This is a genomic window from Micromonospora sp. CNZ322, assembly GCF_007827755.1.
The window spans coordinates 76,209-101,980 of sequence record NZ_VITD01000016.1; the positions used below are offsets into that span (position 1 = coordinate 76,209).

The following is a 25,772-nucleotide window of genomic DNA, read 5'->3' on the forward strand; positions in this document are numbered from 1 at the left end:
TTGGGTCCTAGTGCGACATCAGATGGTGCGACTCGCGGATCTTGGCCCAGGACCTGGGCTCGGTCGGCGGGGCCGCCTTACGGGCGGCGCTGGCCACCTCGGGTCGGCCGGCGGTGAACAGCCAGGTGGTGAACAGGTCGTCCAGGTCCAGCCCGGAGATCCGTTCGGCCAGGGCCTGGAACTGCTCGATGGTGCCGTTGCCGTAGCGGCGCTCGGCGGTCCAGGTCGGCAGGATCTCGAAGAACGCGTCGTCGCCGACGGCCAGCCGCAGCTGGTGCAGGGTCATCGCGCCCCGGTCGTAGACGGCGTTGTCGAAGACCCGAGCGGCGCCCGGGTCACCGGGCAGCACCTGCCAGAACTCGTCGTCGGCCGGGTAACTGGCGTAGGTGAAGTCGAAGACCTCCTGGGCGGTACCCTCGCCCTGCTCCTCCGACCAGAGCCACTCGGCGTACGAGGCGAAGCCCTCGTTGAGCCAGATGTTGCGCCAGTCGGCCACCGAGACCGAGTCGCCGAACCACTGGTGGGCCAACTCGTGCGTCACCACGTAGGTGTTGGCGCCGCGTCGCCAGAAGCCCGGCCCGTACACCGGTCGGGTCTGCGTCTCCAGGGCGAAGCTGATGCCGTCGATCGGCCCGGCCACGCCGCCCTGCGCCTCGAACGGGTACGGGCCGAAGATCCCGCTCTCCCAGTCGAGGATCTCGGCGGTCCGCTCGATGCTGGCCCGCGCGGCCGGCCCGAGGGCGCCCAGCGAGGTGCTGTACGCGTTGATCACCGGCTGGCCGCTCGGGGCGGTGTCGGTGACGATGTCGTACTGGCCGATGGCCATGAAGGCCAGGTAGGTGGCGGTGGGGGAGGTGGTCCGCCAGATCCACCGGGTGCGGTTGCCAGCCTCGGCCAGCGGTGGCCTCGGCTGCACGCCGTTGCTGATCACCTCGACGCCGGTGGGCACCGACACCGAGATGTCGTAGGTGGCCTTGTCCAGTGGGTGGTCGTTGCTCGGGAACCACCACCACGCCGACTCGGGTTCGTTGACGGCGAGGGCGCCGTCGTCGGTACGCGTCCAGCCGGTGTAGCCGTTGACCAGGGCCTCCGACGGGACACCGGAGTAGCGCACGACGATGGTGAGCTGCTGGCCCCGGGTCACCGTTCGGGCCGGGGTGACCACCAACTCGTGCGCCCCCGCGGTGCTGGTGCTCGCCGCCCAACCGTTGACCCGGACCGACTCGACGTCGAGCAGAAAGTCCAGATTGAACGTCGAGAGGTCCGCAGTGGCGGTGGCGAGGATGGTGGTGGTGCCGGTGAGCAGGTCGGTGGCCGGTTCGTAGCGCAGCCGGACGTCGTAGTGCTCGACGTCGTAGCCGCCGTTGCCGTAGTCGGGGAAGTAGCTGTCGCCCAGTCCGGGCGCGCCGGGTTGCGGCGCGGCGGAGACGACCGGACGGCCCCAGCCCGTCGGGGCGGCCTGGCCGGGGGTGCCGGCGAGCATGGTGCCGGCGGTGGTGAGGGTCAGGGCGGTGGTGGCCGCCGTGAGGACTCGTCGCACGGGGTGGACTCCCTCCATCGGGTGTTCGCCAGGCCAACCTAATCGACAACTGTGAACGTCGCCGGCCCGGCACGCGGTGCCGTCCAGCCATTCCATTGATCTGCATGTTTCGATAGCATTACCGACTAGTAACAACAGATCATCCCTGGCCACGCGCGGTCGCAGGATCCCACCACCCCTGTCCTGTGGAGGTCCCTCATGCCCCACCGCCCGCTCGCCCGCGTCCTGGCCGTGCTGGTCGCACTCCTCACCGCCGCCCTCGGCGTGGTGCTCGTGCCCGGCGCCGCCCACGCCGCCGCCGTCAACTACGTCGCGCTCGGCGACTCGTACTCCTCCGGCGTCGGCGCTGGCCCCTACGACTCGTCCGGCTGCCTGCGCAGCCAGAAGTCGTACGCACCGCTCTGGGCGGCCGCCCATGGCGTGACCAGCTTCAACTTCCAGGCCTGTGGCGGCGCGGTCACCGCCGACGTGCTCAACGACCAGGTCAGCGCGCTCAGCGCCAGCACCACGCTGGTCACCATCACCATCGGCGGCAACGACGCCGGTTTCGTCAACGTCATCACCAGTTGCCGGTTCGGCAGCACCTCGTCCTGCACCAACGCCGTCAACACCGCGAAGAACTTCGCCACCACGACGCTGCCCGCCCGGCTGGACGCCACCTACGCCGCCATCCGCAACCGGGCGCCCAACGCCCGGCTGATCGTCCTCGGCTACCCGCGACTGTTCGAGGCCGGCTCCTGCGGGTGGTTGGCGATGAGCACCTACAAGCGCACCATCCTCAACGAGGCCGCCGACGTGCTCGCCTCGGTCACGGCTGGCCGGGCCAGCGCGGCAGGCGCCACCTTCGCCGACACCCGGCGCACCTTCGCCGGACACGGCGTCTGCGCCGGCGACCCGTGGATCAACGACATCTCCGGGCTCATCGAGGCGTACCACCCGGACGCCGACGGCTACCGCTACGGATACCTGCCGGCGCTGAACGCCGTCACCGGCTGACCTGAGCACAGCACCGGATCCACACCGTCGTACCCGTACCGGCCGGAGGTCGAGCGTCCCCTGTGGCGCTCGGCCGCCGGCCGGCGCCCGCCTGTACATGATGCGTCACACTGAGTGGGATCGGAGGTGATGCATGCGACGGTCGGAGGTTCCCGGGCGGGAGTTGACCGGGCAGAGGCAGTCGACAGCGGGTCGGGAACGGCTGCCGGCCGGCGGGCTGGAGTTGTTCACGCTGCTCGCCCGGCTGTTGCGGCGACCCCGTCGTGGTGACCGCCGGCTGCCGCTGCTGTGGCTGGTCCGCTCCGACACCGCGGATCTGATGGTGCCGCTGCGCCGGTTCCTCGGCCAGGGCCCCCGGCGGCGGGTCCCGCACGCCGTGCTGGACGCCGACGCGCCGCCCGGCGCCGGGGACGTGCCGGCGCTGCTGCGCGAGCTGCACCGGCAACTCTCCCTGGAGGCCTTCGGCGCCGCCCGACTGCGCTTCCGGCACTATCCGCTCGCCGACTGGCTGATGCAGCAGAGCCTCAACCTAGGCATCGACGCCGACGACAGCCGCGCCGCCCTGGTCCGCCGGCTGCGCGACCGCAAGGGCCCGCGCACGCCGGAGGCGTTGCCCTCCGGCGGCGACGCGGTCAGCATCGTCTCGCAGGTGCTGCTCTGGCTGGTCCGCCGTGCCGTGCCGGGGGTGGTCTTCCGGGCCGCCGTCTCCGGTCGGGTGCCGGTGCTCGGGCGGCACTACAACTGGTTCATGCGCCAGCAGTATCTGGCGCCCCGGCAGTCGGTCACCTTCCTCGGCTTCGCCGAGCGCCTCACCGCGGGCTGGCGCGACGGGGAGCAACCCGACCAGGTCAACAAGCTGCTGCTGCACGCGTTTCTGGAGGACCTGCGGCAGGCGTACCGGCGTCGGCCGTGGCGCCCGTCGGACTGGCGGCGCACCGCGTACCCGGCTCTGCTGATCGACAACGTCGCCCCCGGCAACGTCGGCGGGGAGCTGGTCCGCCTGATCGGCGACGTCCGCACCGAGACCGGCCGCAACGACCCGCTGCTGATCGTCGCGTCCGGTGGGCAACCCCCACCGGACCTGCCGGAACCGCATCCGTTGACCGAGGCCGACGAGGCGTACGACGAGTGGGCCGGGGCGCTGCCGGAGATGCGACGGCTGCGCCGCCCGGCCACCTGGCTGGTGGCGCTGCGTCCCGACGAGACCGACAACGGCCCACCGTCACGTGGCGGGCTGCGGCCCTTCTCCGCGCCCGACCCGCCGTGGTGGTCGCGGCGCTTTCTGCCGACGGCGCTCTGCCTGGTGCTGGTGGCGGTGCTCGGCCTGTGGGTGGCCAGCCGGTGGGGGCCGGGCTGTCACCCCTCGCTCACCGGCCAGGTCTCGGTCGAGGTGGTCGGCAGCGGCGAGTGTGTCGGCTACAGCGACAGCGCCGCGCAGGTGTTCAACAACGACCCCGGCCAGGACCGGCTGCGTACAGTTCAGGAGCGCATCTTCGCGCAGAACCGCGCCGCCGAGGAGGTCTGGCAGCGCAGCGACCGACGACGGCCCTTCCTCACCCTGGTCTACCTCGGCACCCTCACCGGCAATCGGACCCGCGCGGACGAGGAGTCGTACGTCTCCGAGCGCGAGGAGCTCGAAGGGATGGCCACCGCCCAGTACGCGTTGCTGAAGGAGTCGGCCGGGGCCGACGGCGCCGCGCTGCTGCGGATCGTGGTGGCCAACGGTGGCCGCCAGATGATCTACGCCGACCGGGCCGTGGCGATGCTGGCCGAGCTGGCCCGGGACGACCCCACGGTGCTCGGGGTGGTCGGGCTGGTGGAGAGCCGCACCAGCACCGCCCGCGCGCTGCGCGAGCTGAACCAGGTCGGGCTGCCGGTGCTGGCACCCACCCTCTCCGCCGACAGGATGGACGCCAACTCCCGCCTCTACCTCCAGATCTCCGCACCGAACAAGGACCAGGTGAAACTGGTCGACGCGTACGCCAGGCAGGTGCTGAAGGTCAACGAGGCGCACGTCTTCTACACCACACTGGAGGGCAGCTCACTCACCGAGGACCTCTACGTGGGCACCCTCGTCGACGGGCTCCGACAACAGTTCGGCCCCCGGATCACCCGCCTCGACGAGTGGCGCACCGGGCAGCGGCTGACCGACGAGTGCGGCTACCCCGGGATGCTCTTCTACGCCGGTCGTTGGTCGGAGTTCGACGGTTTCCTGCGGGCGCTGCGCGAGTGCGGCGGCAACCCGCCCCGGCACCTCGTCGCCGACGACTCGGCCAACCGGTACATGGCCAACCCGGGGCTGCGCGCCGCCGCGCCCGGCAACCTGCCCGTCACGTACGTCTCCAAGGCGTCCCTGGCCACCTGCGCGGTGCTGCGGGCCGCCCAGGACCGGCGCGACGACGCCCGGGCCAGCTTTCTGTCCTGGATCCAGGCCGGCGACCTGCTCGACCCGCCGCGCTGCCGGCCGGGCTCCGAGGAGCAGGTCGGCGAGCGGGTCAGTCTCGCCTACGACGCGTCGATGATGCTGGTCCGGGCGGTGGAGAGCCTCGCCGCCCGGCTGCACCACGCCGACCCCCGGCAACGCTGGGAGCCGGATTCGGTCAACCCGGTGGGCGTGCACGCGGAGGTGCTCCGGCAGAACGCCGGGCAGGGCTACCCGGGGGTGGCCGGGCTGATCCGGTTCACGCCCGACTCGGGTGAGCCGGTCGACAAGCGGCTGGCCCTGATGCGGGTCGAGCAGGTGCCCGACGTGGCGAGGGCGCCGGTGGAGGTGTTCCGCTGCGGGGCGGCCGACGCGTCCGGCCCGACGGCGTGCGGCCCCGCCTGACCGGCCCGGCGTGACACGTCCTCGCAGGACTGTCCGGGTGCCGCCGGTGTCCGTTAGGGTTCCTGGGACCAGACGGCCGTGGCGTTGGGGGCAGAGGGTGGGCAGGCTCGCGTCGGCGTTCGGGCAGGCGGTCAGCTCCCACCGGGCGGCTCGGGCGCATCTGGACACTGCCCGCAGTGTCCTGGGGGCGGCACCGGCCGCCGTCGCGCCGGTCGGCGCCGACGACCTGGTGACCCGCCTCGCCCGTCTCGGCGGTGCCCTGGCAACCCCCGCCCCGGGTGTCACGCCGCTGACCGACGAGCCGGCGGCGGTGCGGATCGGCGAGGCGTCCACAGCGGAGGGCACCTTTCCGGTGCTGGTCCCGCTCGGCGGCGGCCACCACCTCGCCCTGGACACCGACGCCCGGGCCCCGCAGGTCGCCGGGCTGCTGCGGGCGCTGGTGCTGCGGCTGGTCGCCACCGCGCCGCCCGGTCAGGTCCGCGTCGCCGGCATCGACACCGCCGCGCTCGGCGCCACCTTCGGCCCGCTGCGACCACTGCTCGACGCCGGGGTGCTCGACCCGCCGGCCACCGGCGAGGCCGAGGTGGCCGCGCTGCTGGACGCCGCCGAGCAGCACGCCCGCGCGGCGCAGCACTGTCAGCCCGCCGCCCGTCGCCTGTTGGTGGTGGTCGCCACCGCCGCGCCGCCACCGCGCGAGCTGGCCCGGCTCGCCGCGCTCACCCACGCCGGCCCGGCCGCCGCCGTGTGCGTGCTGCTCGCCGGCCATCCGTCCCGGCTGCCCGGCGAGACCGCGCCGCCGCTGGGCGGCACCACAGCGGTGCGGCTCAACCAGGGGTACGCGCACGTCGGCGACCCACCTGGCAACCCGTTCAGCGCCGACGGCAGCGGGCTCGCCGCACCCGTCCTGCTCGACGGCGACCCGCCGCCGGCCTCGGTGCGCGCGCTCGCCGAGCACCTCGGCACCACCACCCGTCGCGCCGACGCGTTGCCCTTCACCGACCTGCTGCCCGAACGGCGCTGGGCCGAGTCCGCCGGCAACGGCCTGCGTACGGTGATCGGCCGGGCCGGCGGCGGTGGCGCCTTCGGCACCGCGCTGACGCTCGCCTTCGACGATGCCACCCCGCACTGGCTGGTCGGCGGGCGCACCGGCGCCGGCAAGACCGTCTTCCTCCTCGACGTCCTCTACGGGTTGGCCGCCCGCTACCCGCCGGCCGAGTTGCAGCTCTACCTGCTCGACTTCAAGGAGGGCGTGAGCTTCACCGAGTTCGTGCCCACCGGCCGGGACCCGTCCTGGCTCCCGCACGCCCGCGCGGTCGGCATCGAGTCCGACCGCGAGTACGGTCTCGCCGTGCTGCGCGAGCTGCGCCGGGAGGCGCAACGCCGGGCCACCGCACTCAAGCGGCACGGCGTCACCAAGCTCGCCGACCTGCCCCCTGACAATCCGCTGCCGCGCATCGTGACGGTCATCGACGAGTTCCACGTGCTGCTCGCCGGCAACGACGCGCTGGCCCGCGAGTCGGTCGACCTGCTGGAGGAGTTGGCCCGCAAGGGCCGCTCGTACGGCATCCACCTGGTGCTCGCCAGTCAGAGCATGACCGGCATCGAAGCCCTCTACGGGCGGGCCGAGGCCATCTTCGGGCAGTTCGCGTTGCGGGTGGCGCTGCCCGGCGGCGGTGGGGTGCTCGACCAGCTCAACGACGCCGCCGCGGCCCTGCCGGTCGGCTCCGCCGTGGTCAACACCGCCGCCGGCGCGGTCGGCACCGACACCGTGCTGCGCTTCCCCGACGCGCACGCCGCCGCGGCCGACCTCGCCGCGTTGCGCCACGACCTGTGGCAGGCTCGCCCGCCGGGCTCGCGGGCCCCAGCGGTCTTCAAGGGGTACGAAGCCGCGCGGATCGAGGACGACAGCACGTTCGCCGGGTTGCGCCCCGGTGGTCGACGCCCGATGGCCCTGGTCGGCCGAACCGTCGACGTGCACGGCACCACCGCACTGTTCCTGATGGACACCACCCCCGGCCGGCACCTCGCCGTGGTGGGCACCGCACCGACCGGCGCGGACGTGCTGCGCGCCGCGACGCTCAGCCTGGCCCGCCAGCACACCCCCGGCGACGCCCGCTTTCACCTGGCGTGCCTGGTCACCGCCGCCGCCCCGGTCGCCGACGACACCGAGACGCTGCTGCGTGCCGACGGCCACCCGGTGCAGCGCCTCGACCCGGCAGGGCTGCGCGACCGGATCGCCGCGCTGGCCGCCGAGCCCACCGGCCGCGAATACCTTGTGGTGTTCGGCATGGACGCCGCCGCGTCCGTCCTCGGGGCCACCGACCCCGGCACGTTCCGCTCCGGCCTGGACGACCTGCGTACCGTCCTGCGCCAGGGCCCCGGGCAGGGGGTGCACCTGCTCGGCTGGTGGCGGGGGCTGCGCCGGCTCGCCGACGACCTCGGCGGCACCCAGAACCGCGACGACGTCGCCTGCCTGGTCGCGCTCAACGTGCCCGGCGCCGAGCTGGCCATGCACCTCGGAGCGCACGACCTGGCCTACACGCCCCGCCCCGACCGGGCGCTGCTGATCGATCGGCACGACCAGCGCACCCGGCTGATCGTCCCGTTCGTCGGCGACGGGCACGACCCCGACGGGGAGCGGTGACAGTGTCCTTCGAGGAGTACGCGGCGCTGGCCCGGCAACTCTCCGCGCAGCACCGCGCCGGGGAACAGCACGCCGCCGCCGAGTCCGCGCGCCGCCGCGACCTGCACGCCGCCGTCGACTACCTCCAGCAGCGGCTGACCGCCCAGGGCCAGCGCCTCGACCAGCTCGGCCGAGCCATCGGCGTCGACCAACCACCCCCTGCCCCTGCCGCTGGCCCGGGGACGCCGGGTGAGACCGCCGCCTGGCCCGGCCCGCCGTCCGGCGCTGGGGCGCCCACCGCGCCCAGCGCCGGCCCACCCTTCGCTGCCGGCGCTCCCACAGTGCCCGGAACCGGGGACGGGGAACCCGCCGGCGCAGCCGGCGCGCCGGGGCGGGCGGGGGTCGGGGCGTACCCCCAACTGCCTGCGGGGGAGGCGCGGCTGGCGCTGCCGACGGCGGTGAGCCCGGCGGGCGGCGGGGTGCCCGCGCAGCGCGCGGCGTCGGCCGACCCGGCGGTGGAGTTGGAGCTGGCCCGGCGGATGGCCGACGAGGCCGATCGGCACGGGCAGCAGGCGGAGGTGCTGGCCCAGCGGCCAGCGCTGCTGCCGACGTGGTCACCGCTGGCGCGGGCGGTCGCCGTCTACGCCGGGTGCGGCGCGGCGGCCGGCGTGCTCGTGCTGATCCTGGTGCTCGCCTCCGGGGTGGGTCTGGTCGACGGGTTCACCCTCGGTGCGTGGATCTGCGCGGGGTTGCCGGCGGTGGCGTTCTTCGGCGGCTACCTGGTGCTGGGCCGGTGGGGGCGGCCGGCAATGGTCGCCGGTACCCCGCCGCGGTACCTGCCGCTCGGGTTCCTGATCTGTTTCCTGGTGGTGCCGATGGCCTACTGCGCGTACCTGCTGATGGTCCGCGGCCTGCGCTGATGACTGACCTGGCGTCCGGTTTGCGCTTCGCGGCGCAGCCGGTCGTCAGCGTGTTCGTGCCGGGCGTCCCGGCCCGGGTGCCGGAATTCGCCTGTGGTGGCGTCGTGCCGATCGAGGTGCAGACGTATCCCCTTGAGCGGAGCGGCTGACTGACTCGCGGTCGGTCTTCCCGGCTAGTCCAGGTGGTAGGTGATGCTGCCGGCGTCGCTGAACCTCTGCTCGGCGCCGCTGTTCGAAGGGCTGAAGACGCGGCAGGCGCAGCCGTCGGCGGGCCGCCCCGCTGAGGCCTCGGCGTAGTACCAGACCTGACCCAGCTGGGCCTTGAACGTGCGACTGGTTCGCGGTGGCACCTCGATCGCCCGGTGCGGTTCACACTGAGCGTCGAAGAGCCACAGCACGTACGCCTCACCGGCCGTCGACGCAGTGCCCCGCAGCGGTTCTCCCCACCGGCCCTCGGGGATGTCCTGTTGGAAGAAGACCAACGCGTCGTGGCCCTTGGTCTTGGCGATGCAGGCCCGGTAGAACGGTGCCCGAGATTCCGGAGTCGGACTGGGCGCGGCTGTTGCCGACGACGATGTCTGGAGGCTGCTGAGGATGCTCTGCCCGTCACCGGTCGCGACGGAGACGACGAGCAGGAGGGCGAGAAGCCCGAGGAGACCGCCGGACAGCCCAAAGGCGCGAGCCCGACGACCACGACTGGCCGTTGTCGTGTCTGTCTTCTGAACCGTCAAGCCACGTCACTCCCTCAGCCAGCTGCCACCGAGTCTAGGAGGCTTCGCGCTCCGGCGTGGTCCCCGTCGCCCGACATCGCGGCTTGCCGGCCGGTCCCTCCACTGGGCTCCGCGCGTTCTCGTAGCGTCACACCTCCCGGCCGTCTACCGTGCCCACTCGGGTGCCGTAGTCTCGCGCCCCGAGCGCAGCCGGTGCGCAATCCGCTTGCCGAGGGTCTGGATCATCACACCTCGACATCTCGCGAGCGGCAGGTCGAAAGGTTGGTCAGGGAATTGCAGGGACAGACGTCCACCCAGGTTGAGCTGATGCCGCCAAGCGACGGGCTTGCCGCTTCGCCGGGCATCGCCGATGCCGCCGTAGGATCGGCGGCACCTCGCTCCGAACAGGAGCCGGGGCTGTCGGTCGTCGCCGCTTCGCAGCAGGCCGGCGCGGGCGCGGTGGTGGTGGGTTTCGGGCTGATCGCCGTCGGCGCGGCCGGCGGTTGGCTGCTCTGGCGCAGCGGCGCCTCCGCGGCGAAGATCCAGCCCGAGGACACCACAGGCGTCTTCCTCACCCTGCTGGTCTTCGCCGCAGCGGTCGAGCGGATCCTGGAACCATTCTCACGGTGGTTGCCGGGACGCGCCGCCGAGGCCGCGTTGTCCCGAACGGTGACCGACGTGAACAGCCGGGTCGACGGCCCCACCGAGGCTGATCGCGAGGCGGTAGCCGTGGCCACCGCCAAGGTCGCGCGGGCGAAGGCGAACCGCACCATCGTCGCGTGGGGCCTCGCCAGTGGGTTGGCCACCGTGGCGTCCAGCGCCGGCGGGTTCTACGTGCTGCACGCGGTCGCCGGCGCCGACTGGAACGGAGTGGCGGTCTGGGTCGACGCCGTCGTGACGGGTGTGATGGTCGGCAGCGGCACCAAGCCGTTGCACGACCTGATCACCCGGGCGCAGAACGGCCCGCCGTCGCCGTAAGGCGCTGCGTGGCCCGTCTGTCCTGGCCCGCCGAGGGGCGTGATCCACTCGGTTTCATTGAAGTCGGGGTATCCGCGCCAGCGGGATACCCCGACTTCAGCTATCCCGTGTTGATTTTGCGCAATGTTGCGCTCACTGCCGGTCAGCGCTGAAACTCCGACCGCCCCGACGCCTGTCGGTCCCGCGTCGCTTAAGATCTTGGACAGTTTCCGTTACGAGCTAACGGAAACTGTCCAAGATCTCGGTTGCCACGCGGACTTGGTCGGGCGCCCAGTGGGCAAATTCCGTCGGAGCCGCTCGTGTGGGGCGACCACTGCCCACGAGGTGACGCGGAAGCACGCGGCCGGTCGCGCTGGGTGCGTGGATCTCGTACGCTCCCATGTGGTCTCTGCCGGTGCGGTGGTGGAGGCGATGGTCGATCACCGGGAGGTGCGCGTGAGCGCAGCACAGATCATCGTGAGGTTGGCGGCGGCGTCGCAGAAGCTGGACGAGGCGAAGGCCAAGACCGCAGCGGCAGCACAGGACGCCGCCGAGGCACGGGCACTCGTCGCCGGCGCCCTGGAGGGTGTGGCCGGCGGTCCGCTGATCGGCATGATTGACTCGTACCGTCAGGCGCTCGCGCAGGCCTCTCAGGGTGGCGACCCCGCGAAACAGCATGTGCAGGAGACGATTGCCAAGGTTCGAGCGCTGGGAAACTGACCACGGGTGGTGGCAGCGCAACCCACCAACCACCCGCCGTGGTGAAACCGGTCGTCAGGTCTGGGGTCCCTCGATCTTGGCCAGCGTCGGTAGTGGCGTTGCGCCAAGCTGTCTGCCATCAAGTGATCTTGAACCAGACGCGTCACGGCGGCGGCCGTCGTTGGTCGATGCGCCCAACCGCGCCTCAAACAACGACGACGAGGTGGCGCGACCGAGACCTCGCTGCGGTCAGCTGACGGACAGACTCGCTACGCCGCCGTCAGTGCGGCGTCGAGCGCGTTGATGAGGATCTGTTCCACCCCGTCAGGAGAGCCCGCAGTCGGCTTTCCTCTGAAATGCCCGAGCCAGCCGTAGACCGTCATCGAGCCACCGGCGACGCCCGGAAAGTCGCTGTCGATGCCGCCGGCATACGTTGAAGGCCTGCGGAGCAGTTCATCACTGGGTAGGTATGCGGGTACCTCGTTCGCGTACCCGGCGAAGAGCAGCCGACTCGACGTGCCGTATCGCGTACGGAGGTATACGGCGTACCCGGAAACGATCTCGCCGCCGGCCAGCAGCAGCCGCAGACTTGGGGTGCCGGCGAACGTCCAGGACTGGACGGGCAGGGGGATCGACGTCGCGAACGTGCCGGCTTCCACCTGCGAGATCATCTGTTGCGCGTGCCGTCGGTAGAAGCCTGGCAGGCCGGTGTTGGCCATCCGCGCGGCGTAGACCGCAGACAACTGCCGAAGATTGTCCGCGGTCGGTGTCACGTCCAGCGGCAGGCTCACCTCGCGGTAGTGGGTGGTTGTCGGGCCGGTGAGCGGACTGCCAGGCCGGGCGACTGCGCTCATGACGGCCTGCGCGAGTTCACCTCCACGCATGCTTCGCTGTGCCCAGCCCCGTGCACCGGAAGGGTTTTGGTCGCCGGCCGCCCCCAGCAGGAACTGCGCGAAGGCACCGGTCGCGGCCTCGACCCGGGAGACCGCGTCCCCGGGGTAGTCCGGGTCGAACAGGGCCTGAGACCCGGCCGTCACGGGGTGGCACCCGTAGCTGAACAGCACGGCCAAGGGCGCGCCGCCGGGCGTACGGGCGGTCAGGATGGGCACCTCCGACTCCACGTACGGCAGCCCCTCCCGGTTGTACGAGAAGTGCTGGCTGACGGTCTGGTAGTCGAGGGTGCAGGGCGTCTGCGGATCGCGGAGCGTGTCGCGGACAAGTTGCACGATTCGCGTAGCCAGCCCATCGCTATAGGTGCGCACCTGTGCCTGCTGGGCGTCGCTCATCCCGTACGCGATGAACGGGTCCAGTTTGTCGCTGAGCACTGGGCCGTTGTGCGTGTGGGTCGCGGTCAGCGCGAAGTTTGCCGACGCCACGCCAAGGTTGAGCACCTGGCTGCGGATCGATCGGTGCATGCCGCGTGCGAAGCCTAGGACGTCCGCACTGACGATGACGTGCGGCACCCCCGCGTACCACCAGATGGTGCACCGGGCGAACAATGCCGCCGCGGTTCCGGTCGACCTGCGCGGTGCGTCCACGCCGTAACCGGCCAGAAAGACGCCTGTCGCCGGGGTGATGTCAATCTTCCCGGTCGAGAGTCCGGTGCCCGCCGCCCCGCGCGCGGAGCTTCCGACGACGCCCTGGCCCAGGAGCGAAGCGGCGACTACGGAACCGCCGGTGAGTAGTCGGCGCCGGCTGACCGGCGAGGACGCTTTCGGCCCGGAGTTGGGTGGGTTGACAGCATCCATCGCGGACGTGGTCATTCGGCAACAATCTCCCCCGTTAGACGCTGGCGTACGACTAGCCGCAAGCCGGTTTACGCATAGCAGTCAGTCGTAAATCTCAGTTCAGGGAATCGTGGCGTAGATCGTGGTCGCGGTCAATGCTCCACCCTGGATGCGTCTGTCGCGGGTCCGACCGGACCGCCGGTCATCAGGGTCGTCAACGAGCTGCGCGGCCTGTGCTCGGCGTCGGTCTCCAGCCGCTGGCGCAGGGAGGTCGGCTCGACCAGACCCTCGTCCTCGGGGCCGAGGCGCAGCGCCAGGGCATCGCGCGCCGATCGGGCGTACGCGCCCGGAGGCGCCGAAGGCATCGGAGCCACGGGTCGATGGACCGCCGACGTTCCCGGTAGGAGCTGGAACTGCCAGCGGCTGCAGCCAGAATCAGCCAGCTTGTCCGCTATGCAAGGTAGCGGCAGGTAGCGCCATCTATGGCCGGGCGCAGTAGCACGAAGAGACGATCAAAACTGTCCCGACGGCAGGGTCGGGGGCAATTTCTGAGGACGGCGTCGCAAATGTGACATGGCGTTGACTAGATGGGTCCCCGCAGTGAGGATTGTGTCCGTCATAAACCTCCGCTTATGCCGCTGAAGCTTTCATCAGCCCGGTTTTTCGAAGCGTTTCAGAGCGGCAGGGCCCGAGGTTCTGACGCAACCCTCAAGCCTATTGCCCGGATCGGGGAACCGGTAAGACCGTCTGCACGGGGGTGGACGGATCCGTTAGACGCGTGCGATGGATCAGGGCACTCCGGAGAACGTGTCGCCAATAGCTTTGTTTGAGTTTAGGACAGTTATGAGAAGTTTAACGCTGCATCGAATCGTCTCGGTGCCGTTATCCGTGCTACTCGCGATCGGAGCCTTTCTCGCGGTCTCCGACCCCGCCTCTGCCGCTGGGACAGCGGCCTGCGATCCGGGGGGACCGACCACCTCGGATGGGCAGATAGCCGCCGCGTTGAACGGTCGTCTGACCGGTAAGCTGGCCCACTCGATAACGGCATACCAAGTGTCGTGCGCTCGTGTCATAGTCGCCAGAGTCAAGGACCGGGGCATGGCCCGGCGTGCCGCGACGATCGCCATCACCACGACAATCGTGGAGAGCGACATTCGCAATCTCACATACGGCGATCGCGACAGCATCGGTCTCTATCAACAGCGGCCCTCAACCGGATGGGGGACCGTCGATCAGATCATGAACCCGGTGCACGCGACGAACAGTTTCCTCGACAAGATGCTCAGGGTCCGCCCCGGCACCTGGATGACCGACCCGATCGGCGAGATCTGTCAGGAGGTGCAGGTCTCGGCTACGCCCTACGCCTATCAGCCACAGGCCAGGGACGGGGACATCATCTCGGGCGTGCTGTGGAGTCAGCAGGCCCGATCGCCCGGCGGCAGCGTGGGCGATGTCAGCGGCGACGGACACGCGGACCTGGTGGCGACGAAGCCGGATGGCTCGCTGTGGTACTACCCGAACAACATGGACAGCAATGCCGGCGGCGTGCCCTTCGTTCTGGGGAGCCAGGTCGGCGTCGGATGGCAGGCGTACTCCCGGGTGGCTTCGGCTGACATCAGCGGTGATGGTCATGCGGATCTGGTGGCGACGAAGCCGGACGGCTCGTTGTGGTACTACGCGAACAACATGGACAGCAACCCTGGTGGTGCGCCGTTCACGACGGGCTCGCAGATCGGGAGGGGTTGGACGGACTTTGACCGGGTGGTGGCCGCTGATGTGAGCGGTGATGGTCATGCGGATCTGGTGGCGACGAAGCCGGACGGCACCCTGTGGCACTTCCCGAACAACATGGACAGCAACCCTGGTGGTGCGCCGTTCACGACGGGCTCGCAGATCGGGACGGGTTGGGCTGCGTTCGACCGGGTGGTGGCTGCTGACGTGAGCGGTGATGGTCACGCGGATCTGGTGGCGACGAAGCCGGACGGCACGTTGTGGTACTACCCGAACAATATGGACAGCAACGCCGGTGGACGCCCGTTCATCGACGGACGACAGATTGGGGCCGGCTGGCAGGGCTTCGATCGGATGGTTGCGGCCGACGTCAGTGGTGACGGTCATGCTGATCTGGTGGCGACGAAGCCGGACGGCTCGCTGTGGTACTACCCGAACAACATGGACAGCAACGCGGGCGGAGCGCCCTTCATTAACGGTAAGCAGGTTGGGACTGGCTGGCAGATCTACGGCCGCATCGCCTAGCCGTTCGTCTCTTTACCTCCCGAGACACTTCGCGACCACATGACAAATGAACGGGTGCTGGATCATTGCGCCCAAAAGACGGAAGGTCACTATGTTTTTCGCCAATAAATCCCGACGGATTTGGCTGGTAGCCGTAACATTCGGCGTTACCGCGCTCTCTCCGGTCGTGGCAACATCGGCCGCGCACGCGGCTCCCTCGCGCGACTCGATTGTTTCGGTTGCCCGATCTGAGCTCGCCAACAGCAGTCGCAACGTGGAAATCCCGATGGGGAGCGGTTGCAACTTCTACAGCGGCTACTGGGTTTCCGGCTACAACGAATGTGGGCGTGCTGGCTTTCGCAAGAACGCCTGGTGCGCTGACTTCGCGCGGTACGTCTGGAAGGTCGGCGGCGTTACCGACCTCAAGGGTCTCAGTCCCTGGGCGTACTCGTTCTGGCGGTACGGGTTGAGTCGGGGCACGTGGCACGCCGCAAACAGTGGCTACACTCCGCAGCCCGGTGACGCCGTCGTGTTCGACTGGAACCCGCCATTCAATCCGAAGGTCTACGAGGACATCGACCACGTCGGCATCGTGGAATCCTATTCGGGCGGCAAGCTGACAACGATCGAGGGCAACACCAGCGACGCGACGCATCGACGCGACCGCACCTCATCACTCCGTAACGGAGAGGTCGTCGGTTTCACCTCTCCGATCGCCGGATCTGGCGGCGGAGTCGTCGAGCCGCCACGCGAGCACGTATCGGACATCAGCGGTGATGGTCATGCGGATCTGGTGGCGACGAAGCCGGACGGCTCGTTGTGGTACTACGCGAACAACATGGACAGCAACCCTGGTGGTGCGCCGTTCACGACTGGGTCGCAGATCGGGAGGGGTTGGACGGACTTCGATCGGGTGGTGGCTGCTGATGTGAGCGGTGATGGTCATGCGGATCTGGTGGCGACGAAGCCGGACGGCACCCTGTGGCACTTCCCGAACAACATGGACAGCAACCCTGGTGGTGCGCCGTTCACGACGGGCTCGCAGATCGGGACGGGTTGGGCTGCGTTCGACCGGGTGGTGGCTGCTGACGTGAGCGGTGATGGTCACGCGGATCTGGTGGCGACGAAGCCGGACGGCACGTTGTGGTACTACCCGAACAATATGGACAGCAACGCCGGTGGACGGCCGTACATCGACGGTTGGCAGATCGGGACGGGTTGGGCTGCGTTCGACCGGGTGGTGGCTGCTGACGTGAGCGGTGATGGTCACGCGGATCTGGTGGCGACGAAGCCGGACGGCACCCTGTGGTACTACGCGAACAACATGGACAGCAACCGCGGTGGCCTGCCGTTCACGACGGGCTCGCAGATCGGGAGGGGTTGGACGGACTTTGACCGGGTGGTGGCTGCTGATGTGAGCGGTGATGGTCACGCGGACCTGGTGGCGACGAAGCCGGACGGCACCCTGTGGCACTTCCCGAACAACATGGACAGCAACCCTGGTGGTGCGCCGTTCACGACCGGCGTGCACATCGGCGTCAACTGGACAATGTACGACCGGCTGTTCTGAGCAATCCCGAAGAACGGAAACAGCACAAACCAGCCCCTGACAACGCGAGGGCCGGATCCCTGTGGATCCGGCCCTCGCCGTCGGTTGTGATCCCAGCGTTCGACTTTGGCAGTGATCAGTCCGGCGTCGGCTTCGGGATCGAGCCGCCAATGAGTAGCCGCCAGCGATGATCATGGTTGTCGTCTGGAGTAGCATGTTGCGACCGCTGGCTGAGCATGCGGTGGGTGCTTCCGGCAAGCGTCGGACGAGGCGGCAGACCAGTCGGGCGAGGCGTGGGGGCGTCTCGTCGCTCATGGAGCTTGGCTTGAGCAGCGACGCCGCGCCAAGGACGTAGGCCCCGACACCTGCCTGGTACGAGGGAGGTGACGATCAGTGGGCAACCGCGGACCGACCATAGCTGATAAGTTGGACCGGTTATTCAAGACGGTCCGCCCAGGCGGTCGTGAGTACTCCTATGAGGAAGTCGCGACGAGGATACGTGCCACTGGTGTCATGATTTCGCATACCTACGTCTGGCAGCTCCGTAAGGGGCACCGTGACAACCCCACCATTCGACACATTGAAGCTCTAGCTCGTTTTTTTGGTGTCTCCCCGGTTTACTTTCTGGACAATGAGGCCGCCCGTCAGATCGACGAGCAGCTCGAGCTACTCGCGGCGCTCAGCGACAAGTCGGTGCGTCATGTGGCTATGCGCGTTGCTGGCCTCTCTGCCCCGAGTCTCGAAGCCATCAACGGCATGATCGAACATGCCCGCCGGATCGACCGGCTCACCGAGTCCGAGGATGACCCGTCTCGTCAGCCGGCCGCCCCAACACCTGACGACATGCAATGACCTGAGGAGCCTGACATGCGACTGCGTCGGCTTGAGCGGATGGCCGCGCGCGTCCTCGAGGAGCTGTCTCTTCCCCGGCTCATCACGATGTCAGCCCTCTGTGCGCACATCTCCGCGGCCAGGCAACGTCCGCTGCACTTGCACCCACTCGCCATGGCGGGCACTCAGGGGGCTCCTGGGGGAATGTGGATCGAAACCCAGGCGGCAGATCACATCTTCTACAACGGGGACACCCGGCCACTGCATCAGCAGCACATCATTCTTCACGAGATCGGGCACATGCTCTGTCGTCATTGCAACGCGGACACGGATGCACTTGCCGCCATCATGCCCGATCTCGATGTGGAGATGGTCCGTTCCGTGCTGACGAGGTCGACCTACTCCCTGGTGGCCGAGCAGGAAGCGGAGGTGATCGCGACGCTGCTCGCGCAGCGTATGCAGTCACCGGAAATCGGCCTTCAGCCCGCCAACATTCTCGAAGAGTTCAATAGCCAGGCGTCCCGCGATGTCCACTGGTGACCTGATCGAAATCGTTGCCGTCGGCGCACTCTGGTTGGTGCTCGCCGTCCAGGTGGGCCGTAGCAGGCAATCTTCGCGGGACAGCTGGGCCTTCCTGCTGCAGGCTGGACTTGCCGTCGCGGCCACCCTCAATCTGGCAGTGATCAGCCGAGCCGTCGATACAGCGACCGGTCTCGTGGACCTGAGTGTCTTGGTGAAGAACGTCGCAGGTCTGATCGTGGCATACCTCGCCTCGGGCCTCGCGTCCGCCATTGCTACCACCGCGCCGGGGAAGGGTTACCGGTTAAAGACCAACCTCCTGCTGCCCGGCGGTGCGGCGATTGGCATGTGTTTCCTATTCGCGGCAGCCCCGCATCATCCCGGCGGTGACGACTTCGTCACCGAGTCCGCCGAATCGCCTTACACCGTCTGGTACGGACTGCTTTACCAGTCCGCAATCGTGGTCGCTGTCGCGCGGGCGCTGCTGACGATCTGGAAGCTCGCGTTGAGGCGTTTCGGCAGCAGGGGCAACTGGAGCATCGTGGTGACCGCCGTGGGCGGTTCAGTCCTGTTGGCCTACATTCTCAATCGAATCGTCTTCATTCTTAGCCACGCGGCGCACATCGAGCTTCTGGAGGGGCCGGGCTACGTACTTTTCTCCAAGTCGCTCTTCGGCGTCGGGTTGACACTGCTTGCGATCGGCGCGGCGGTGCCGGTCAGCAGGCCGACGCGGCGATATATCCGCGACACCGCGCGGCTGCACCGCCTCTACCGGTTGTGGCATACATTGCAACTTTCCGTGCCTGACGTGGTCCTGAGCGCACCGCCAAGCCGAATGGCCGACGTTGCCAACGTCCTACAGGTACGACTACGTCTCTACCGACGGGTCATCGAGATCCGGGACGCGCAATCCGAGTTGGCCACCTATGTCGATGAGTCAACAATTTCCGCCGCACAAGATCTTGCCAGGCAGATGGGGCTTACCGGAGAGGCCGCCGAGGCGGCCATCGAGGCGTGCTGGACCGCTGCTGGGCTGCGTTTCAAGTCCGAGCGCTCCGTCGAGAGAGGCGGCACCGTCGCTTTCGCCGGTAGCGCCGCAGTGCCAGATCTTGACAGTGACGTCGAATCACTTCTGCGGGTCAGGGCCTTCTATTTCTCTCCGGCGGTCCAGAAGTTCGTCGGGCCACCGTCACCCGCTGAACGTCCGAGGACCGCGCCGGCCACCGATCAGCGCGTGTGAGCGTTGGTGTCGCGAGATCGACGCGAACTGCTGTGCCGTGCCGGAGTGGGTGCAGACCTAGGGTCACCCGATCCTTCCTGGCAGTGGGAGGTGTCAATCGATGGAGGGTTCGCGCTCGATGACGACGACCGGGATCTCGCGGTCGGTCTCCTTCGCGTAGCGGGCGTACGTCGGGAAGACCTTCGTCATCACCGGCCACAGCCGGACGCGCTCCTCGCCGGTCGCGGTCCGGGCCCGACCCGTGATCCGCTCCGCGCCGACCTGGATCTCCACCGCAGGGTCCGCGCTGAGGTTCAGGTACCAGGCGGGGTGTTTGGCCGCGCCGCCGTTGGACGCCACCAGCAGATAGTTGTCGCCGTCGCGCCCGTACATCAGGGCCGTGCGGCGCAGCGTGCCCGATCGGCGTCCGCGGGTGGTGAGCAGCAGCGAGGGTACGCCGTGGAAGGTGCCCCCGTCCGCGCCGTCGGTCCGCACGTAGCGCCGGATGTGGCTGGCGACCCAGCCGACCGGGCTGTCCTCGACCGTCTCGTTGTGCTCGTGTGTGGTCACGCCATCGCCTTCATCGTCGAGTCGACCGGACGCATCGACCGTACGTCGGGGTCGGAGCGCCCGGAACAATCAGCTGCGCGAGCGCGGCAGGCAGCACTTCTTGTACTTGGCGCCGGACCCGCACCAGCAGGTGTCGTTGCGGCCGGGCGGCCAGGCTGTCACGCCCGACTCGTCGAGGCTGTCGGCGTACTCGTCGAGGGTTTCCTCGCTGGTGGGGTCGCTGTCGGTGCGTTCGGCGAAGGCCGCCAGGTCCGCGACCGTGCCGACGACCACGCCCAGGTCGGCGCCGCCCATGCCGGAGGCGTCGACGAGGGCGCGTTCGATCTGGGCGCGGTGCTCGTCCCAGGTGGCCGGGTAGCTGTCGACCAGAGCGGGCCAGCGCAGCAGCAGTGCGGTGAACTCCGCCTGCGGCCAGAACAGCAGTGTCGCCGGGCCGTCGTCGAGGGCGTCGAGCGCGTGGGTGCTCGCGGCGCGCAGCCGATCGGCGAGGTTGTCGTACTCGTCGTGGGGTAGGCCCTGCTCTTCGCGCAGGTCGTGCCGCCGCTGGGCCAGGCCGTAGATCATGGCCGCGGCCTCGTCCTGGGCGTCCTCGGATTCGTGCTGCTGGGTGCGGGTCCGTTCCAGGATGGCGTCCAGTGCCCCGGTGAGCCATTCCAGCGCCGTGTCGGCGTGGTCGGCCTCGGCCAGCTCGTCGATCAGGTACGTGGCCGCGGGATCGGTCTCCAACAGGGGACGCAGGGCGGTCAGCTCGGCCATGCCCTCGTCCGAGCGGTCGAGGCGCAGCAGTAGACCGCCGCGCACCGCTCGGGCGTACGCGTTGTCGTCCGGCTGCTCGGCGATGGCACGGGTGGCCAGGGCGAGCGCGTCGGCCAGGTCACCGGCCTGTTCCAGAATGTCCGCGGCGACCAGCAGGGCGTACCCGGTGTCGTCGGGGTCCGCGACGCGCCCCTCGTCGACGGCGTTCACCAGTTCCGCGACGAACGCGGCCGGGTTCGGGCTACCGGAACCCAGGGCGCCGATCTCTTCGATGCGGTCGGCGGTCAGCAACTCGGACATGGGCGCATCCTGAAAGACGACTGTCGGTGGGTGGGGGAGCGGCCAGCGTACTCCTGGACATGCAGCAGCCCGGGCGGCGAACCGCCCGGGCTGCGACACGTTCCCTCAGCGGGTCGCCGGCATGGTGGCGAACTCGCCCGCTAGCTCCGACTCGACGATCGTTGCGGCGGACGGCCGGCGACCGGCCGACGCCCGCCGGGCGGACGGGACGGCGAGGGCCGCGAGCGCGGCGGCAAGGGCGATCGCCGTGAGGACGAGAAACCCCATCGTGAAGCCGGCCTCCCGGGGCAGACCGTTGGCCTGCGGGTGCGCGGTGATCACGCCACTGACCACGGCCGCGCCGATCGCGCCGCCGATGGTGCGGATGTTGGCGTTCATGCCGGTCGCGACGCCGGTCTGGCTGGCGGGCACGCTGGCGACGATCAGGTTGGCCATCGACGCGAAGGCCAGGCCGATGCCGAGGCCGACCAGGCCACCGGCGATGGCGACCTCCCAGCGGGTGTCGTGCGCGGTGGCGAGCATCGCGGACGCGGCCACGTTGAACGCGGCACCGGTGGCGAGCTGCGCCTTGGCGCTGAAGACGGCCTGGAGTCGCCCGGCGATGAGGCCGGCGACGAACATCGCGACGAGCATCGGCAGCATGAGCAGACCGGCCTGGCTGATGCTGGCGCCGAAGCCGTAGCCGGCGATGGTCGGGGTCTGCACGAACTGGGGAAGGAACGCGTACACGGAGAACATCGACGCGCCGTAGAGCAGGGCGACCAGGTTGGTGGTCCAGACGCCGGGTAGGCGCATCATCCGCATGTCGATAAGCGGGTTGCTCGAGCGCACCTCGGCGACCAGCCAGCCGGCCAGCAGCACCACGGCGAGCGCCAGCAGGCCGAGCACCCGGGTGGAGGTCCAGCCCCAGGTGGCGCCCTGGCTGATCGGCAGCAGCAGCGCGACCAGCCAGCCGGAGAGCAGCACTGTGGCGCGCCAGTCGATGCGACCGGGGGTACGGACCGGCGACTCGGGCACGAACAGGTGCGCGGCCACGGCGGTCAGCCCGACCACGACCATCGGGATCCAGAACAGCCAGCGGTAGTCCAGCGTGCTGACGATCGGGCCGGCCAGCACGATGCCCAGGCCACCGCCGACGGCGACGATCGCCGAGATGGCAGCCACCGCGCTGGAGACCCGCGCGGCCGGGAACTCGTCGCGGATGATGCCGAACGAGAGGGGGAAGACCGCTCCGCCGATGCCCTGCACGACCCGGGCGAGGATGAGGATGCCGATGTTCGGCGCGATGGCGGCGAGCAGGCAGCCGAGGGCCAGTGCGGCGAGCGAGACGACGAGCATCCGCTCCTTGCCGACCATGTCGCCGACGCGTCCGAGGATCGGCGTGAAGATCGACGCGCTGAGCAGGTAGGCGGTCAGGACCCAGGTCACGGTGTTCTGGGAGGTGTGCAGGTCCTGCTGGATGGTCGGCAGCACCGGGGTGATCAGCGACTGGAGCATCGCGAAGAACCCGGCGCCGGCCGCGAGCACGGTGAAGGTGAGCCGACGCGAGCTGCGTCGGGAAGTCACTGCCACGAGAGAAAACTCCCTGATTACGTACGGGAATGAAGGCTTTGTCGCCCGTCGTCCGGGACGGGGTGGTCTGTCGGGGTCCGGGCGATCGGGGTGGCCAGGCGGCGATCGGGCGGGTCCCGAGGTACAGTAACCGGAGGCAGGCCTCCGGGATTCCGGAGGGGTGCCTCCACTAAGCTAGCGGAGGGTTGCCTCCGGATGCAACCAGGGTGAGGTGACGCACGTCATGACCAGCGCGGGGCAGGCGCCCGAGGTCTTCGCCCAGCGGCCCAAGCGGGCCGACGCGCGGCGTAACTACGACGCCCTGATCGCGGCGGCACGCGAGGCGTTCGCCGAGAACGGCGCCGCCGCCTCCCTGGAGGACGTGGCCCGTCGGGCCGGCGTGGGCATCGGCACGCTCTATCGCAACTTCCCGACCCGCCAGCACCTGTTCGAGGCCGTCTACGTCGAGGAGGTCCGGGCGCTGTGCCACACCGCCGAGGGCCTCGCCGAGCTGCCGCCCTGGGACGCGCTCGTCGCCTGGCTGCACCGCTTCGTCGCGTACGTCGCCACCAAGCGGGCGCTCGCCGAGCAGCTGCTGCACGACTCCGAGATCTTCACCAGCTGCCGGGCGGAGATCTTCTCCGCCGGTGAGCCGCTGATGCGTCGCGCACAGGCCGCCGGTGTGGTCCGTGACGACATCGGCTTCGACGACGTGGTGCGGCTGATCAGTGGCCTCACCATGGCCCAGTTCCCGTCACCCGAGCAGCGTGACCGGGTGCTCGGCGTGGCCCTGGACGGCCTGCGCCCGCCAGCCACGCCGCGCTGACGGCCCAGCCGGCCGCGCCACGCCGACGACCGTCCCGGCCGGTCAGCCGTCGACCAGCAGCAGCCACTCGTCGTCGAGGCGATCCACGGTCGTGCCCGCCGGCCAGCGGTGGCCGGGATCGGCCACCGCCCGGGCCTGCTCGACCTGCGGCGGCCGGCTGAACTGTGTGTCGCGGAAGCTGGCCATGCTGTGGAACCGGGCCCGGCCGAAGTTCGCGGCGTCGAGAAAGCGGGCCCGGTCGAACAACGCCTCCGCGCCGAACACCGTCCAGCGGAACAGCGCCATGTTCGTGAAACGGACCGAGTGGAAGTTGGCCGACCTGCCGAACTCGGTGTGCTCCATCGACAGGGCGCCGTCGAAGACGGCCTCCCGGAACGTGGCGGCGTCCTCGAAGCGGGTGGCGTCGAAGCTGGTCGGCTGACCGAAGGTCACCCGGCGAAACGAGGTCGGGCCGGCGAAGCTGGCTCGCCGGCAGGCCAGGCCGCCGGGAAGGGCGGCACCATCGAAGCTGGCCCCACCGCCGACGCGAACGTCGTCGAGGATGACCTCGCCGTCGGCCGCGAGCCCTTCGAAGACCACGTCGCCGAAGGTCGCCGCGTCGAGCAGGAGCCGCCCTCGCGCCGTCGCGCCCGCGAAGGTGGTCGTGCCGGTGAACACCGCCTCGGTGAAGTTCGCGTCGACGAGCGTGCAGCCGGCGGCGTCGAAGTCGACAAGCGTGGCGCCGGCCAGGTCGAGCCTCAGCTCCGGCCAGTGCGCAGCGTCGTCCGCGCGCAGGTGCCGGGTGAGCACGCGCTGCGCGCTGCGCCGGACCTCCGTCTCGCGCGGCTCGCCGTCGGGCGCCGGCATCCGCAGGTACGCGCAGAGCACCGCCGCGATCGTCGGGCGCTGCCCCGGGTTGTCCTGACCGAGGCGCTCCAGCGCGTGCAGGCCGCCGAGGCGCACCGCCGCGCTGTCGTTGCCGAGCAGCTCGACCGCCCGGGTGTAGAGCTCGGTCAGTCGACGCTCCGCCGCGTCGTGCTCGGCGGCCCCGGACTGCCGGTCCTGGTGGCGCTGCGCGGCCTCGGCCACCGCCTCGGCGTGCGCCTGCACCCGGTCCCGGTGCACCTGGTCCCGTGCGGCGACGTTCTCCTGGTGCCGTTGCGCCCGTTCGGCGATCCACTGGCGGCGGGCGGCGAGCAGCAGCGCGAGCCCTCCGCCGGTGCCCGCGACGACGGTCAGGCCGGTGCGGATCGCGTCGATGCGCAGCGTGGCGCGGGTGTCCGGTTGGCTGGCCCGGTCGGCCTCGGTGAGCAGCAGGTCCAGCACCAGCCAGCCCAGGGCGATGGCGACCAGCAGGCCGACGAGGACCAGCCACCACGGCATCACCCGCAGCTCGCGCTCGGTGGGTTCGTCGACAGCCACGGCCACAGCATGCCAGGCAGGGTCGGTGTCCGATATGGAGCGTGACGGTATGACCGTTTACGCCTCCGTCGGAACAACGGGTTACCGGCGCGTAACAAGTCATTGACGTTTCTGAATTGTTGCGGGGATGATCGTCACACGGTCGACCGGACACCCCCACCCACCTGCCCGGTTCGCCGGGCGCCTCCCCCCGGAGGTGCAGCGATGCTGCTCCGAAAGACCGCCCTCGTCCTGGCCCTCGCCACCGCCGCGCTGCTCGCGTCCACCGCCACGGCGACCGCCGCCCCCGCCGAGCCGGCCCCGGCCACCGCCGCTCCCACGACACCCTTCGCCGCCGCGGCGGCCAACCCCGTCATCGTGGTCGGCGGGCTCAGCGGCGTCGCCGTCGCGTACGAGCCGATCGCCGCCCGCCTGCGCGCCGACGGCTACCGCACCTTCATCTACCAGCTGCCCGGGCTGGGCCTCGGTGACATCCCCACCTCGGCCCGCGCGTTCGCCAGCTACGTCAACCAGGTCCGCGCCAGCACCGGCGCGGCGAGCGTGGACGTCGTCGCCCACTCCGAAGGCGGCCTGGTCAGCCGGTACTACCTCAAGCGGCTCGGCGGCACCGCCACCGTCGGTCGCTACGTCAGCCTGGGCACACCGCAGTACGGCACGTACGTCGCCAACATCGTGGCGTTCCTGGGTCTGGGTAGCTGCGCCGGCGTGGTGGCCTGCCAACAGATGAGCATCGGCTCGGCGTTCCTCGCCGACCTCAACGCCGGCGACGACACCCCGGGCGCGGTGCGCTACACCACCATCCGCACCGTGCAGGACGAGTTGGTCCGGCCGACCGGGAACGCCGCCGTCAACGACGGTGCGACGAACGTGCTGATCCAGGCGTACTGCCCGCTGCGGGTGGTGGGGCACCTCGGTCTGGTGCTCGACGGCACGGCGTACACCATCGTGCGCGGCGCCCTGGTCGAGGGCCCGGTGCGACCCAACTGCCTCGCGCTCTGATCCGGTCCGGTGCGGTG

The 25,772-nt window shown here is 69.9% G+C and carries 22 protein-coding genes; 14 read left to right on the top strand and 8 right to left on the bottom strand.

From position 1 onward, the window contains the following. Positions 1-7: 7 nt before the first annotated feature. Positions 8-1,540 (bottom strand): M1 family metallopeptidase, encoded by a 1,533-nt coding sequence (locus tag FB453_RS28625; RefSeq protein WP_145795236.1) that lies wholly within the window; start codon positions 1,538-1,540, stop codon positions 8-10. Positions 1,541-1,738: 198 nt separating this feature from the next. Between FB453_RS28625 and FB453_RS28630 the strand changes: the two genes are divergently transcribed. The 5 genes from FB453_RS28630 (at position 1,739) to FB453_RS34470 (ending at position 9,055) form a co-directional block, all read left to right on the top strand. Further along, a complete protein-coding gene (locus tag FB453_RS28630) occupies positions 1,739-2,536 on the top strand; it encodes an SGNH/GDSL hydrolase family protein (protein ID WP_145795238.1) in 798 nt (265 codons plus the stop codon). 133 nt (positions 2,537-2,669) lie between these two features. Then, the gene (locus tag FB453_RS28635; protein ID WP_145795241.1) at positions 2,670-5,363 is read left to right on the top strand and encodes a type 1 periplasmic-binding domain-containing protein; all 2,694 of its coding nucleotides are present in this window, start codon (positions 2,670-2,672) and stop codon (positions 5,361-5,363) included. Between the two features lie 97 nt (positions 5,364-5,460). Further along, a complete protein-coding gene (locus tag FB453_RS28640; protein ID WP_145795243.1) occupies positions 5,461-8,007 on the top strand; it encodes an FtsK/SpoIIIE domain-containing protein in 2,547 nt (848 codons plus the stop codon). Between the two features lie 2 nt (positions 8,008-8,009). Further along, on the top strand, positions 8,010-8,906 hold the full coding sequence (locus FB453_RS35165; protein WP_145795245.1) for a hypothetical protein: 897 nt from the start codon (positions 8,010-8,012) through the stop codon (positions 8,904-8,906). Next, positions 8,906-9,055 (top strand): hypothetical protein, encoded by a 150-nt coding sequence (locus tag FB453_RS34470; RefSeq protein ID WP_186718614.1) that lies wholly within the window; start codon positions 8,906-8,908, stop codon positions 9,053-9,055. Before FB453_RS35165 ends, FB453_RS34470 begins: the two co-directional genes overlap by 1 nt. Before the next feature lie 24 nt (positions 9,056-9,079). Here the strand turns inward: FB453_RS34470 and FB453_RS28650 are convergent, their stop codons facing one another. Continuing rightward, entirely contained in the window at positions 9,080-9,637 is a 558-nt protein-coding gene (locus FB453_RS28650; protein WP_145795247.1) for a hypothetical protein, read from the bottom strand. A gap of 306 nt (positions 9,638-9,943) precedes the next feature. On the opposite strand from FB453_RS28650, the gene FB453_RS28655 reads away from it, so the two are divergent. Next, positions 9,944-10,594 (top strand): hypothetical protein, encoded by a 651-nt coding sequence (locus FB453_RS28655; RefSeq protein WP_145795250.1) that lies wholly within the window; start codon positions 9,944-9,946, stop codon positions 10,592-10,594. Between the two features lie 360 nt (positions 10,595-10,954). Then, a complete protein-coding gene (locus tag FB453_RS28660) occupies positions 10,955-11,293 on the top strand; it encodes a DUF6244 family protein (protein WP_486480509.1) in 339 nt (112 codons plus the stop codon). Between the two features lie 248 nt (positions 11,294-11,541). On the opposite strand, the gene FB453_RS28665 is transcribed toward FB453_RS28660, so the two are convergent. Both FB453_RS28665 and FB453_RS28670 read right to left on the bottom strand, forming a co-directional pair. Further along, on the bottom strand, positions 11,542-13,035 hold the full coding sequence (locus tag FB453_RS28665) for a hypothetical protein (RefSeq protein WP_145795252.1): 1,494 nt from the start codon (positions 13,033-13,035) through the stop codon (positions 11,542-11,544). 116 nt (positions 13,036-13,151) lie between these two features. After that, the gene (locus tag FB453_RS28670; RefSeq protein ID WP_145795254.1) at positions 13,152-13,364 is read right to left on the bottom strand and encodes a hypothetical protein; all 213 of its coding nucleotides are present in this window, start codon (positions 13,362-13,364) and stop codon (positions 13,152-13,154) included. 733 nt (positions 13,365-14,097) lie between these two features. On the opposite strand from FB453_RS28670, the gene FB453_RS28675 reads away from it, so the two are divergent. From FB453_RS28675 to FB453_RS28695, 5 genes are all read left to right on the top strand, one after another. Continuing rightward, positions 14,098-15,255, top strand: coding sequence for an FG-GAP-like repeat-containing protein (locus FB453_RS28675; protein WP_145795256.1), 1,158 nt, complete (start codon positions 14,098-14,100; stop codon positions 15,253-15,255). A gap of 91 nt (positions 15,256-15,346) precedes the next feature. Continuing rightward, positions 15,347-16,804 (top strand): FG-GAP-like repeat-containing protein, encoded by a 1,458-nt coding sequence (locus tag FB453_RS28680; protein ID WP_186718616.1) that lies wholly within the window; start codon positions 15,347-15,349, stop codon positions 16,802-16,804. Positions 16,805-17,176: 372 nt separating this feature from the next. Then, the gene (locus FB453_RS28685) at positions 17,177-17,635 is read left to right on the top strand and encodes a helix-turn-helix domain-containing protein (RefSeq protein ID WP_145795261.1); all 459 of its coding nucleotides are present in this window, start codon (positions 17,177-17,179) and stop codon (positions 17,633-17,635) included. Positions 17,636-17,650: 15 nt separating this feature from the next. Then, positions 17,651-18,154 (top strand): hypothetical protein, encoded by a 504-nt coding sequence (locus FB453_RS28690; RefSeq protein ID WP_145795263.1) that lies wholly within the window; start codon positions 17,651-17,653, stop codon positions 18,152-18,154. Continuing rightward, positions 18,141-19,373, top strand: a complete 1,233-nt coding sequence (locus tag FB453_RS28695; protein ID WP_145795265.1) for an MAB_1171c family putative transporter — start codon at positions 18,141-18,143, stop codon at positions 19,371-19,373. The genes FB453_RS28690 and FB453_RS28695 overlap by 14 nt, the downstream gene beginning before the upstream one ends. A gap of 93 nt (positions 19,374-19,466) precedes the next feature. On the opposite strand, the gene FB453_RS28700 is transcribed toward FB453_RS28695, so the two are convergent. From FB453_RS28700 to FB453_RS28710, 3 genes are all read right to left on the bottom strand, one after another. After that, positions 19,467-19,922 carry a nitroreductase family deazaflavin-dependent oxidoreductase gene (locus FB453_RS28700; protein WP_145795267.1) on the bottom strand — a complete coding sequence of 152 codons (456 nt, stop codon included), beginning with the start codon at positions 19,920-19,922 and terminating at the stop codon, positions 19,467-19,469. A gap of 69 nt (positions 19,923-19,991) precedes the next feature. Next, complete coding sequence (locus FB453_RS28705; protein WP_145795269.1) at positions 19,992-20,978, bottom strand: SEC-C metal-binding domain-containing protein; 987 nt, start codon at positions 20,976-20,978, stop codon at positions 19,992-19,994. A gap of 105 nt (positions 20,979-21,083) precedes the next feature. Continuing rightward, positions 21,084-22,550: an MFS transporter gene (locus FB453_RS28710; RefSeq protein ID WP_145795271.1), complete on the bottom strand. Its 1,467-nt coding sequence runs from the start codon at positions 22,548-22,550 to the stop codon at positions 21,084-21,086. 223 nt (positions 22,551-22,773) lie between these two features. Here FB453_RS28710 and FB453_RS28715 point away from each other — a divergent pair, with 223 nt between their 5' ends. Further along, positions 22,774-23,355 (top strand): TetR/AcrR family transcriptional regulator, encoded by a 582-nt coding sequence (locus FB453_RS28715; protein WP_186718618.1) that lies wholly within the window; start codon positions 22,774-22,776, stop codon positions 23,353-23,355. Between the two features lie 42 nt (positions 23,356-23,397). On the opposite strand, the gene FB453_RS28720 is transcribed toward FB453_RS28715, so the two are convergent. Next, the gene (locus FB453_RS28720; protein ID WP_145795275.1) at positions 23,398-24,756 is read right to left on the bottom strand and encodes a pentapeptide repeat-containing protein; all 1,359 of its coding nucleotides are present in this window, start codon (positions 24,754-24,756) and stop codon (positions 23,398-23,400) included. Between the two features lie 204 nt (positions 24,757-24,960). Between FB453_RS28720 and FB453_RS28725 the strand changes: the two genes are divergently transcribed. After that, positions 24,961-25,755, top strand: coding sequence for an alpha/beta fold hydrolase (locus tag FB453_RS28725; RefSeq protein WP_145795277.1), 795 nt, complete (start codon positions 24,961-24,963; stop codon positions 25,753-25,755). The last annotated feature ends 17 nt before the right edge of the window (positions 25,756-25,772 follow it).

What these genes read in the sequence shown, in the direction of transcription:
- FB453_RS28630 (WP_145795238.1), top strand. Translation starts at nt 1,739, where the DNA reads ATGCCCCACCGCCCGCTCGCCCGCGTCCTGGCCGTGCTGGTCGCACTC.
- FB453_RS28635 (WP_145795241.1), top strand. Translation starts at nt 2,670, where the DNA reads ATGCGACGGTCGGAGGTTCCCGGGCGGGAGTTGACCGGGCAGAGGCAG.
- FB453_RS34470 (WP_186718614.1), top strand. Translation starts at nt 8,906, where the DNA reads ATGACTGACCTGGCGTCCGGTTTGCGCTTCGCGGCGCAGCCGGTCGTC.
- FB453_RS28655 (WP_145795250.1), top strand. Translation starts at nt 9,944, where the DNA reads ATGCCGCCAAGCGACGGGCTTGCCGCTTCGCCGGGCATCGCCGATGCC.
- FB453_RS28665 (WP_145795252.1), bottom strand. Translation starts at nt 13,035, where the DNA reads ATGACCACGTCCGCGATGGATGCTGTCAACCCACCCAACTCCGGGCCG.
- FB453_RS28670 (WP_145795254.1), bottom strand. Translation starts at nt 13,364, where the DNA reads ATGCCTTCGGCGCCTCCGGGCGCGTACGCCCGATCGGCGCGCGATGCC.
- FB453_RS28675 (WP_145795256.1), top strand. Translation starts at nt 14,098, where the DNA reads ATGGCCCGGCGTGCCGCGACGATCGCCATCACCACGACAATCGTGGAG.
- FB453_RS28680 (WP_186718616.1), top strand. Translation starts at nt 15,347, where the DNA reads ATGTTTTTCGCCAATAAATCCCGACGGATTTGGCTGGTAGCCGTAACA.
- FB453_RS28690 (WP_145795263.1), top strand. Translation starts at nt 17,651, where the DNA reads ATGCGACTGCGTCGGCTTGAGCGGATGGCCGCGCGCGTCCTCGAGGAG.
- FB453_RS28695 (WP_145795265.1), top strand. Translation starts at nt 18,141, where the DNA reads ATGTCCACTGGTGACCTGATCGAAATCGTTGCCGTCGGCGCACTCTGG.
- FB453_RS28705 (WP_145795269.1), bottom strand. Translation starts at nt 20,978, where the DNA reads ATGTCCGAGTTGCTGACCGCCGACCGCATCGAAGAGATCGGCGCCCTG.
- FB453_RS28715 (WP_186718618.1), top strand. Translation starts at nt 22,774, where the DNA reads ATGACCAGCGCGGGGCAGGCGCCCGAGGTCTTCGCCCAGCGGCCCAAG.
- FB453_RS28725 (WP_145795277.1), top strand. Translation starts at nt 24,961, where the DNA reads ATGCTGCTCCGAAAGACCGCCCTCGTCCTGGCCCTCGCCACCGCCGCG.